10 protein-coding genes and 1 riboswitch are annotated in these 9,976 nt (G+C 71.3%); of the genes, 5 read left to right on the top strand and 5 right to left on the bottom strand.

Features of this window, described 5'->3' with window-relative positions; all coding sequences use genetic code 11:
• Both H291_RS0103425 and H291_RS0103420 read right to left on the bottom strand, forming a co-directional pair.
• Nucleotides 1-540, bottom strand: a 540-nt coding sequence (locus H291_RS0103425; protein ID WP_020013582.1) for an RNA polymerase sigma factor, incomplete at its 3' end; no start/stop codon positions are given.
• Nucleotides 541-736: 196 nt separating this feature from the next.
• Nucleotides 737-958, bottom strand: a complete 222-nt coding sequence (locus H291_RS0103420; protein ID WP_036958673.1) for a hypothetical protein — start codon at nt 956-958, stop codon at nt 737-739.
• A gap of 601 nt (nt 959-1,559) precedes the next feature.
• Here H291_RS0103420 and H291_RS0103415 point away from each other — a divergent pair.
• Nucleotides 1,560-3,464, top strand: a complete 1,905-nt coding sequence (locus H291_RS0103415) for a class I tRNA ligase family protein (protein ID WP_020013580.1) — start codon at nt 1,560-1,562, stop codon at nt 3,462-3,464.
• A gap of 3 nt (nt 3,465-3,467) precedes the next feature.
• Here H291_RS0103415 and H291_RS0103410 read toward each other — a convergent pair whose 3' ends face one another.
• Entirely contained in the window at nt 3,468-4,319 is an 852-nt protein-coding gene (locus H291_RS0103410) for an ion transporter (RefSeq protein WP_020013579.1), read from the bottom strand.
• 207 nt (nt 4,320-4,526) lie between these two features.
• Here H291_RS0103410 and H291_RS0103405 point away from each other — a divergent pair, with 207 nt between their 5' ends.
• Together H291_RS0103405 and H291_RS0103400 are read left to right on the top strand one after the other, a co-directional pair.
• Entirely contained in the window at nt 4,527-4,793 is a 267-nt protein-coding gene (locus tag H291_RS0103405; protein WP_020013578.1) for a GlsB/YeaQ/YmgE family stress response membrane protein, read from the top strand.
• A gap of 13 nt (nt 4,794-4,806) precedes the next feature.
• On the top strand, nt 4,807-5,745 hold the full coding sequence (locus H291_RS0103400; protein ID WP_020013577.1) for a hypothetical protein: 939 nt from the start codon (nt 4,807-4,809) through the stop codon (nt 5,743-5,745).
• Nucleotides 5,746-5,836: 91 nt separating this feature from the next.
• On the opposite strand, the gene H291_RS34755 is transcribed toward H291_RS0103400, so the two are convergent.
• Entirely contained in the window at nt 5,837-6,571 is a 735-nt protein-coding gene (locus H291_RS34755) for a C40 family peptidase (RefSeq protein WP_020013576.1), read from the bottom strand.
• A gap of 1 nt (nt 6,572) precedes the next feature.
• Nucleotides 6,573-6,737, bottom strand: a riboswitch (cyclic di-AMP (ydaO/yuaA leader).
• A gap of 195 nt (nt 6,738-6,932) precedes the next feature.
• Here H291_RS34755 and H291_RS0103390 point away from each other — a divergent pair.
• Both H291_RS0103390 and H291_RS0103385 read left to right on the top strand, forming a co-directional pair.
• Nucleotides 6,933-7,826: a hypothetical protein gene (locus H291_RS0103390; RefSeq protein ID WP_157236692.1), complete on the top strand. Its 894-nt coding sequence runs from the start codon at nt 6,933-6,935 to the stop codon at nt 7,824-7,826.
• A gap of 139 nt (nt 7,827-7,965) precedes the next feature.
• Complete coding sequence (locus H291_RS0103385; protein WP_020013574.1) at nt 7,966-9,027, top strand: S8 family serine peptidase; 1,062 nt, start codon at nt 7,966-7,968, stop codon at nt 9,025-9,027.
• Between the two features lie 103 nt (nt 9,028-9,130).
• On the opposite strand, the gene H291_RS28475 is transcribed toward H291_RS0103385, so the two are convergent.
• On the bottom strand, nt 9,131-9,628 hold the full coding sequence (locus tag H291_RS28475; RefSeq protein ID WP_020013573.1) for a C40 family peptidase: 498 nt from the start codon (nt 9,626-9,628) through the stop codon (nt 9,131-9,133).
• Between the last annotated feature and the right edge of the window lie 348 nt (nt 9,629-9,976).

The raw sequence follows: 9,976 nt of genomic DNA, 5'->3' as shown, positions 1-9,976 counted from the left end.
GCGGGTGGTGCGGCACTCGGGTTCGTTGACGTTCTGGGCGTGCGCGGCGGCGAACGCGCCGGCGAGGCGTTCCTCGGCGCGGCGCAGTCGCATGGTCACGGCGTGGGGGCGTACGCCGAGGTCGCCGGCGATGTCGGTGACGGCCATGTCGTGCACGTGGCGGTCCAGCAGGATCTTGCGGTCGTCGTCGGCGAGGTCGGACAGGGCGGAGCGGAGCATGGAGACGTCGGCCTCGCGCTCGGCGTCGAGCTCCGCGCCTTCCACCGGGGGTGTGAGGCCGTCGAGGGTGTCGTCCTCGACGGCGTGGGTGCGGCCGGCCTCGCGGGTCATGGAGATGGCCTCGTTGACCGCGGCGCGTCGCCAGTACGGGGCGGGGTCGTCGATGGTGCCGCCGGTGGAGACGATGCGGACCATCTTCTCCAGGGCGCGGCTGGCGGCTTCCTCGGCGTCGATGCCGGGCACGCGTGCCGCGACGGAGCGGACGACGTTGGGGCGGTGCACGACCCAGTCGTCGATCCGCAGGTCACCAGTGGTCGTCACGCGAACCTGTTCCCCTCTGCGCATACTGTCCGGTTTCGACTCGCTCGGCAATGATCGCACCACAGATCCACCTTTGTGCAACTTTCCGGCGTGATCGATTGTCGTGGCGGCGCCGCTGGGGTGCGCGGCCGGCACGGGTTCGGACGGGGCCCCGAGCGGCGGCTCGGGCTCGGATCTGGTCGGGTCCATCAGGGGTTCACCTCCGGGTGGTCGTGAACGTGGTCGACACGACGTCGAGACCCTGGGGCCCGGACGTCGCGTGGATGATCGCGAGGGCGACCTCACAGGTCGCGGCGATCAGGTCGCTGGCTCCCCACGCGTCCGCGAGGCGGTAGAGGTTGACTGCGTCCCCCTCCGCGTAGGCGCGCAGGTACTGGGCGCCCAGGCGAACAAGTTCGGGGTGCTCGGTGTGTTCCATGCAGCCCAGACGCGCGAGCTGTCCGGATGTCACAGCACTTCCGGAAATTTCTTCGGATTGTTCCGTGGCGTCCGGTTCCGGCGCGGAGAGAGGTCCGAAATGGGTGCCCAGGGCACCGTTCGGCGCGCGCGATCGAATTTCATCCGGTAGGCCTGTGATCCAGGCCACATGTGAATGCATCGAAAAGTGCTGTGACATCCGGGACGTGCCCGCGTCCTATCTGTGACGCGGACGAAGTTCGGACCTCGCTGGGGGCGGGCCGAGCTCCGGCGCGTCGGGCGGGAGCCGTGGTTCGGAGTGCGCTGGGGGCACGCCGAGCCACGGTCTCCCGTTCTCCGGCGCGAGCGCCGGCTCGGACCTCGCTGGCGGCGGACCGATCCGGCGCTCGTGTCCCCTTGCGGCCCCGTCGTCGGCGGAGACCGGACTTCCTTTACCCGGCCCGGCCGGCCCGCGTACCGTGGAGCCATGCGCACCGCACGCTCGCTGCTTACCTAGCCGCACCGGTTCCGCCCTCGAGCGGGCACACCCGGTGCGGCCGCCCCTCCCTGCGAGGGGCTTTTTCGTGCCCGGAACCCGATCGACGCACCGGAGAGCGAGAGCGATGAGCGAGCAGCGCACCACCCCTGGACCCACCCGCGGCGGCCCGGCCGCGGCCGCCGGTTTCGCGGCGTCCGACGACGGCGCCCGGCCCCGCCGGTACCTGCTGACGATGTTCCCGTACCCCTCGGGGGACCTGCACATGGGGCATGCCGAGGTGTTCGCGATCACCGACGTCCAGGCCCGGTACTGGCGCGCCAAGGGCTTCGACGTGCTGAACCCGATCGGCTGGGACTCGTTCGGCCTGCCCGCCGAGAACGCGGCCATCCGCCGCGGCGAGCACCCCGCGGTGTTCACGGAGGCGAACATCGCGACCCAGGCGGCGTCGATCCGGCGCTACGGCGTCTCGTTCGACTGGTCGCGGCGCCTGCACACCCACGAGCCCGGGTACTACCGCTGGACGCAGTGGCTGTTCGCCCGCCTGCACGAGCGGGGCCTGGCCTACCGGGCGGCGGCGGAGGGGAACTGGTGCCCGGAGGACCGCACGGTGCTGGCCAACGAGCAGGTGGTCGACGGCGCGTGCGAGCGCTGCGGCACCGCCGTCGTGGCGCGCAGCCTGACACAGTGGTTCTTCCGGGTCACGGACTATGCGGACCGGCTGCTGGACGACATGTCCCTGCTGGAGCCGGGCTGGCCCGCCCACGTGCTGACCATGCAGCGCAACTGGATCGGCCGGTCCGAGGGGCCGGACGGCGAGCACACGTACCGCCTGCACGACTGGCTGGTCTCCCGGCAGCGGTACTGGGGCGCCCCGATCCCGGTGGTGCACTGCCCGGCGTGCGGGGAGGTGCTGGTGCCGGACGACGAGCTGCCCGTCGAGCTGCCGCACCTGGCGGGCGACGAGCTGGCCCCCGGCGACGTCTCGCCCCTGGCCGCGGCCCGCGACTGGGTGGAGACCACCTGCCCGCGGTGCGGTGGGCCCGCCGAGCGGGACACCGACACGATGGACACGTTCGTGGACTCGTCCTGGTACTTCCTGCGCTACCTGTCGCCCGGGTACGACGGCGGACCGTTCCGCCCCGAGGACGCCGCCCGGTGGATGCCGGCCGCGCTGTACGTGGGCGGCGTCGAGCACGCGACCATGCACCTGCTGTACGCGCGGTTCGTCACCAAGGTGCTGTTCGACATGGGCCTGGTGCCGTCGCCCGAGCCGTACGCCCGGCTGATGAACCAGGGCCAGGTGGTCAACCACGGCCGTGCGATGAGCAAGTCGCTGGGCAACGGCGTCGACCTGGCGGCCGAGCTGGACCGGCACGGGGTGGACGCCGTCCGGCTGGCGATGCTGTTCGCGGGGCCGCCGGAGGACGACGTCGACTGGGCGGACGTCTCGCCGGAGGCGATGCGGAAGTTCCTGGCGCGTGTGCTGCGGCTGGTCCCGGCGGATGGGTCTCGACAAGCTCGACCCGCGGATGCTCACGACCTGCGCCGAGCCGTGCACCGGACCGTGCACGACGTCGACGGGCTGGTCGAGGCCGGCCGGTTCAACGTCGCGATCGCCCGGCTGATGGAGCTGGTGGGCGAGGTGCGGCGGGCGGCGTCGGACGGCGGGCCGGAGGATCAGGGGGCCCACCGCGAGGCCGTCGCCGCCGTCGCGGTGCTGCTGAGCCTGTTCGCGCCGTTCACCGCCCAGGAGCTGTGGGAGCGCCTGGGCCGCACGACGGCGGTCGCGGCGCATCCGTGGCCGGAGGTGGACCCCGCTTACCTGGTGACCGCCGAGGTCGAGGCCGTGGTCCAGGTGGACGGCAAGGTGCGGGACCGGCTGCCGGTCCCGGTGGACGTGGCGCCGGCCGACCTGGAGCGAGCGGCCCTGGCGCGGCCTGCGGTGGCCCGGGCCGTGGCCGGCCGGGCGGTGCGGCGGGTCGTGGTGCGCCCGCCGCACCTGGTCAACGTGGTGCTGGCGCCGGCCTGACGGTCAGGCGGCCGCGCCGTCGTCGTCCTTGCCGTCGTCCTCGTCGAGCTTCGCGCGCAGGGCGCGGAGCTCGACGAGGATCTCGCGGTTCTGCGCGGCCAGGGCGTCGAGCCGCTCGTCCTTCTGCTCGTCGTCGTGGCGCTCCTCCTCCGCGATCTCCTCCATGCCGTTGACGATGACGGCGATGAACAGGTTCAGCACCGCGAAGCTGACCACCAGGATGTACAGCACGAAGAAGATCCACGCGGCCGGATGGGTCTCCATCACCGAGCGCGCGATGTCGGGCCAGGCCTCGCCCGTCATGGCCTGGAAGAGCGTGAACAGGGAGATCCACAGGCTGCCGAAGTACTCGGGGGACGACGTGCCGAACAGGCCGGTCGCGATGACCGCCGATACGTACATGACCAGGATCAGCAGGGCCCCCACGGCGCCCATCCCCGGCACGGCCCGCAGCAGGCCGTCGACCACGCGGCGCAGCGACGGCACCACGGTGATCACCCGCAGGACCCGCAGCACTCGCAGGGCACGCAGCGCGGACAGGGACTCGCTCGCGGGGAGCACCGCGACACCGACGACGAGCAGGTCGAAGATGTTCCACGGGTCGCGGAAGAACTTCCGGCCGTAGGCGACGATCCGCAGCACCAGCTCGAGCACGAAGAAGCCGAGCATGGTGTGGTCGATCTTGACCAGGACGTCGAGGGCCGCGCCGGTCACCATCGTCTCGGCGCCCAGGATCAGGGCGTTCGCCAGGATCACCCCGAGCACCAGGTTGGTGACCCACTTCTGGTCGAGAAAGGCCCGCAGCCGCTCCCGTCCGGTCCGCGGTACCGCCTGCGCGCCGATCGCCTGGTTCATCCGGTCTCTCCTCAACGTTCCCGTGCCCGGAGCCCGTGCCCCGGCAGTGCCTCGGGCCCCTTGCCCGGCCGAACCTTAGCGCGGCGGTGTGCCTCGACTCGTCTGGGCGCAATGTCCCGATATGGGGTTGATCGGCGGGTCCGGTGGCAACTGAACCAAATCAGTGCTTGAGTAGACAAGCAAGCAACACGACTGGAGGAAAATGCCATGGGCTTCTGGGCCTTTCTCATCCTCGGACTGATCGCCGGTGTCATCGCTCGCATCGTCATCCCGGGCAAGCAGCCGGGCGGTTTCTGGGTCACCTTGCTTCTCGGCGTGCTCGGCGCCATGCTCGGCGGCTGGCTGGGCGGAGTCCTCTTCAACGTCAACTTCAGCGAGTTCTGGTCCTGGTCGACCTGGCTGTTCGCGGTGATCGGCGCGATCATCGTCATCCTGATCGCCCAGGCGATCTTCGGCCGGCGCAAGACCGCATGACGGTCTGACAGCTGTGGTCCGCGGCCGTACCGTCCTCGGCGTCGTCCTGACGTCGTTGATCGGGGCGGCCGCGGTCGCATGTTCGGGCGGTTCGCCGGAGCCCTCGTCGACGCTGGGCCCCGTGCCCGACGGCGTGGCCGACCACCTCACCGTCCAGGTGGACCAGGGGCGCACGCAGTACGCCGCCCGGGAGATCGTCCTCGCGGTCACCAACGACTCGGACGAGACGATGACGCTCCTGTCGGGCGCCCTGGACGCCGACGGCTTCGGGCCGTCGCACCCCACGAAGGAGAACCGCACCCCCGCGCTCCGGCCCGGCACCACACGTGACGTCTATCTGCAGCTGGGCGAGGCGGAGTGTGCGGGCGCCCCGGCCGGTCCCGCGGAGCCCGCGCCGGACGCCGCGCCGTCGGCCACGATCACGCTGGCCCTCGGCGAGTACGACGACGTCGGCCCGGCCACCGACGTCGTCGTCGAGCAGGTCGGTGACCCCGGCGGCCACCTCGGCCGCAACCACGCCGTGGACTGCGCCGGTGCCGCCGTCGCCGCGGGCGCCGAGCTCTCCGTCGACCCCGACATCCCGGTCGAGACACGGGACGGCGAGCTGACCGCCCTGGTCACGCTGCGGGTCGAGCCGGTGGACGGCGGGCCAGACGTCACGATCGACCGGATCGCCGGGACCACGATCATGAACAACGCCGACCCGGGCGGCGACGGCTCCGGCTGGACCGGGCACGCGCTGGACGGCCAGCGGACCGGCACGATCACGCTGCCGGTGGTGCCCGCCCGCTGCGACGCGCACGCCGTGGGCGAGGACAAGCGCGGCACCTTCCTGCCCGTCTCGGCGAGCGTCGACGGCGTGGCGCAGCACGTGATCTACGTGCCCATGGCCGACTCGGCGCGCGCCGACCTGTTCGCCTTCATCGCGGACAGCTGCGACTGGCCGGAGTAGGGCCCGGGCACGCGAGAGGCGCCACCTCCACCGTCGGGCCGGGGCCGGGCAGGGAGGCGACGCCTCTCGAGAAACTCTGTTCAGGCAGTGATCACACGACGCGGATGAACGTCGGGCTGTTCTGCCACATCTCGGTGTAGCGCACCGGCATGCCGGCGGCCCAGGCCTCGATGATCATGCCGTTGCCGGCGTAGAGGGCCACGTGGCCGGGCGTCCAGACGATGTCGCCCGGCTCGGGGTACGTGACCTGGTAGCCGGAACCGAGCATCGCGCTCGAGGAGTGCGGCAGAGAGACGCCGAGCTGCGCGTACACGTACTGGATCAGGCCCGAGCAGTCCATGCCCTCCGCCGGCGAGTTGCCGCCCAGCACGTAGGTGATGCCCAGGTAGTTGAAGGCGATGTTGACGGCCTGCTGGCCGACCGGGACCGGGTCCGGCGCGTCGACCGAGACGACGGCGGGGGCCTCGCCTTTCTCACCGTCGGCGCCCTTCGAGGTGCCCAGGGTCTCCAGCTCGATCGGCATCTTCGCGTCGGCCGGGACGGTCACGGTGGGCGCTGCGGCGACGGACTGCTTGGCCACCGCGGTGAGGGAGTTCAGGTCGACCGAGTTGAGCTTCGCGGTCTTGACCTCGGTCTTGAGGTCCATCGCCGGGGCCGCGTGGGCCGTCGTCGCGATGGTCGAGATGAGGACGCCGCCTGCGGCTGCGGCGATGGCGCCACGGCGGGCGACGGTGCCGGCGTTCTCGGTGGCGGTACGAGCGAGGATAGTCAGTGGTGTCTGGGCCGGGCGGCTGTCACGATGCCGTCCGCGGATGGAGTTCGTCACCTAATGTCTCCTGTACCGCCTGCGAGGTGAGCTGTCGGGTTCGGGTAGGAGTACAACCCGGCCGCACGGCTACTGGGGGGTTTCCGTCCGGCTTCACCCCGAGGACGACGATCCTGCTGTCGCCCGGGAATGGGTCCCCCGCTCCTGTCTTGAACGTCTGAGTCATGAGCCGGTGACAGGACTCGGCGTCCGGCTCACGACTCCACCGTGGCGGTGGAGCAGAAGTCAAAGTACACACGTTCACGAGAAAAGTCACGATCGGGTTACGCATTACGGTCTGACCCAACGAAGACGCAGATTTGCGCCGTTCCGGGCTTCAGGGGTTATGACCGACATCACACATCGGCTAGCGTTCGGCGACATGGCCGAAATGCAGCACCGCATCTCCGCGTGGTGGGTGCTTCCAATCAGTGCGATCGTCTGGTGGGCCTGTGGCTTTCTGCCGTGGATCGCGCAGCTGTCGTACCAGGTCACGGGCCTGGCCCGTGCGTCCGACGCCGCGGCCGCCGGCATCCTGCCGCTCCCCTTCACGGCCGACGGCGCCGTGGTCGGCCTGGTCGTCATGGCCCTGATGGGCGGACTGCTCGCCGGCGTCATGGCCCGCCTCCCCGCGTCGGCCGGCGCGGGTGCGGGCGCCGCGATCGCGGGCACCCTGCTCGGCATGGCCGGCGCGGCCGGCAGCTCCTGGTGGCTCGCGGCCGGCGCCACCGTGCCCGGTGACGCCATGCCGTTCGGGATGCTCGTCGTCACCGTCGGCGCGGGGCTCGTCGGCCTCGCCGCGGGGCTCCTGGCCGGCATCGGGCCGGCGGCGCTGCGTGGCGTCGCCCTCGCCCTCCCGGTGGTGCTCCTGGACGGCTGGCTCTGGGGCCTCCTGCCCGGCAACGACGTCTCCCCGACCGGCTCGTGGTGGGTGCTCGCGACGGCGCTCGGCGTGGCGTTCGGGCTCTGCGTGGACGGCAAGCCCCTCGACCTGCTCGGCTGGCTGCCCGCCGCGGGCACCGTGTGGGTGCTGCAGTCCGCGGGCCCAGCCCTGCTGGCCGTGCAGGAGAACATCTGGCCGGGCTCGGCGCTCACGGAGAACCCGCTGTCGGCCGCCGGAATCGCGGGCCGCGAGATCGCCTCCGCCGCCCTGACGACCGAGGGCCACCAGCTCGGTGCCTGGGTGGTGGCGCTGCTGCTCGGTGCGGCCATCGCGGCGCTGCGGCTGTCCCGGGAGGCCGGGGACGAGAGCGAGCTGTCCGAGGCCTGGGCCTGACGGGGAGCGCCCCTACTGATTTCGATTGTGTAAATTTCACCCGCAACCGGACAGCAGGCCTGTTCGGCCCCAGCCGCCTCACCCTAGGTTTGCCCCAGTTCGGGGGTATTCAGCCCCCGTGCGAACAATGGGGGCATACATGAAACGGAAGTCCTTCGTCGGCGCCGCCACCTCCGCGGCGCTCGTCGTGGCGGCCCTGGTCGCCGTGGCGCCGGGTGCGCAGGCCGCGACCAGGGATCCCCTCCGGGACAAGCAGTGGGGCCTGGACCAGATCAACGCCGAGGCGGCCTGGCAGGCCAGCACCGGCGAGGGCGCGGTGGTGGCCGTGGTCGACACCGGTGTCGACCTCGACCAGCCCGACCTGGCGGGCCAGCTCCTGCCGGGCGCCACCTTCACCGGCTGTGCGGACGTCCGTCCGTGCGGCGACGGGGACTTCCGGGGCCCCGACGGCGCCAACGACGGCGACGAGCACGGCACGCACGTGGCGGGCATCGTGGCCGCCGCGACGGACAACGGCATCGGCGTCGCCGGTGTCGCGCCGGACGCCAAGATCCTCCCGGTCAAGGTGCTCGAGGCCGGCACGGGGTCGTCGCAGGACATCGCGGACGGCATCCGCTGGGCGGCCGACCACGGCGCCGACGTCATCAACCTCTCCCTGGGCTCCGGCCTGGGCGGGCAGCTGCTGACGATCATCGGCGTCGACACCCTGATGCGCGACGCCATCGCCTACGCCCGCGAGCAGGGCGCGCTCACGGTGGCGGCGGCCGGCAACTCGTCGACCCCGCTCTGCAGCGACCCGGCGTTCACCAGCGCCGCGATCTGCATCGGGGCCACCGACTCCGCCGGCCTGCACTCCTACTACTCGGAGCTGCCGGTCAAGCTCGACCTGAAGAGCGTCTCGGCGCCCGGCGGGTCGGGCGGGCTGACCGGCTGCGACGGCGACGTCTGGTCCACGGTCCCCGAGGGCACCGGGTCCGACACCTGCGCGGGCGGCAGCTACGACGCCTACGCGGGCACGTCCATGGCGACGCCGCACGTGGCCGGGGTCGCGGCGCTCCTGTTCGCGCAGGGAAGGTCCCTCACGGACGTCGAGGCCGCCATCCTGTACACGGCCCGCGACCCGCTCCTGGGCCTGCGCGGCCTGTGGACGCCGCTGTACGGGTACGGGATCGTCGACGCGGCCGCCGCGGTCGCGTACTGACACGTCGCGTACTGACACATCGCGTACTGACACCGGGCGCCCGGCGGTACCGAGCGCACAGGAGCACCGCGGCCCACGCCGCGGTGCTCCTGTGCTCTGGTTGCTAGTACGGCCGGATGTAGACCGCGTAGTCCTGCCACTGCTCGGTGTAGCGCACAGGACTGCCGTAGTTGGCGGCCTCGACCACCTTGCCGTTGCCGGCGTAGAGGGAGACGTGACCCTGGGTCCAGACGATGTCGCCGGGGATCGGCGAGGAGACCTGGTACCCGGTCGCCACCATGGACGACGAGGAGTGCGGCAGCTCGACGCCGAGCTGCGCGTACACGTACTTGATCAGGCCTGAGCAGTCGAAGCCTGTGGCGGGCGAGCTGCCGCCGTACGCGTAGGCGATGCCGATGTACTGCATCGCGATCGAGACGGCCTGGGCCCCGATGGACCCGTCGGACTTGTAGTCCGGTGTGGCCTCGGCGGCGGTGCTCGTCGCGGTCACCGAGGCTGTGGTCTCCACGGCTGGCTCTGGTTCCGGCTCGGGCTCGGGAGCGGGGGTGACCTTGACGGCCTTGCTCTCGATCTTGAGCCGTGCGTCGTTCGCGACCTGCACCGCCGGTGCTGTCGCGACCTCCTTTGCCAGCCGGTTCGAACCTTCTCCCACGACCGCGTGTGCGCCGGGGGCGAACGCTGTTGCGAGAAGTCCGGATGATGCCGCGATCACAGCGCCCGAACGGGCTGCGCTGCGAGTCACGGACATGAAGTGAGTGCTAGGAGCATGATCGGCGCGGTGTCGACCGCGTCGGACGGTGGTACTCACCGAAGTTCTCCAAGTCGCCGGTTGCGCGGTCCCGTACCGGTCTGGGGAATGGGGCCCGCGGCTGTGCCTCCGGTGGCGCAGCGAATCCGACGCTACATACGGGTACCCACCTTGTCTCGATCAGATAACAGTTGTCGTGAA

The sequence above is a fragment of the Promicromonospora sukumoe 327MFSha3.1 genome, assembly GCF_000385135.1.
Lineage (GTDB): Bacteria > Actinomycetota > Actinomycetes > Actinomycetales > Cellulomonadaceae > Promicromonospora > Promicromonospora sukumoe_B.
This window is presented reverse-complemented; position numbering and strand designations above follow the sequence as displayed.

Excerpts from the sequence above, each read along its gene's own strand:
- H291_RS0103415 (WP_020013580.1), top strand. The coding sequence starts at position 1,560 with ATGAGCGAGCAGCGCACCACCCCTGGACCCACCCGCGGCGGCCCGGCC.
- H291_RS0103405 (WP_020013578.1), top strand. The coding sequence starts at position 4,527 with ATGGGCTTCTGGGCCTTTCTCATCCTCGGACTGATCGCCGGTGTCATC.
- H291_RS0103410 (WP_020013579.1), bottom strand. The coding sequence starts at position 4,319 with ATGAACCAGGCGATCGGCGCGCAGGCGGTACCGCGGACCGGACGGGAG.
- H291_RS0103420 (WP_036958673.1), bottom strand. The coding sequence starts at position 958 with ATGGAACACACCGAGCACCCCGAACTTGTTCGCCTGGGCGCCCAGTAC.
- H291_RS0103385 (WP_020013574.1), top strand. The coding sequence starts at position 7,966 with ATGAAACGGAAGTCCTTCGTCGGCGCCGCCACCTCCGCGGCGCTCGTC.
- H291_RS0103390 (WP_157236692.1), top strand. The coding sequence starts at position 6,933 with ATGGCCGAAATGCAGCACCGCATCTCCGCGTGGTGGGTGCTTCCAATC.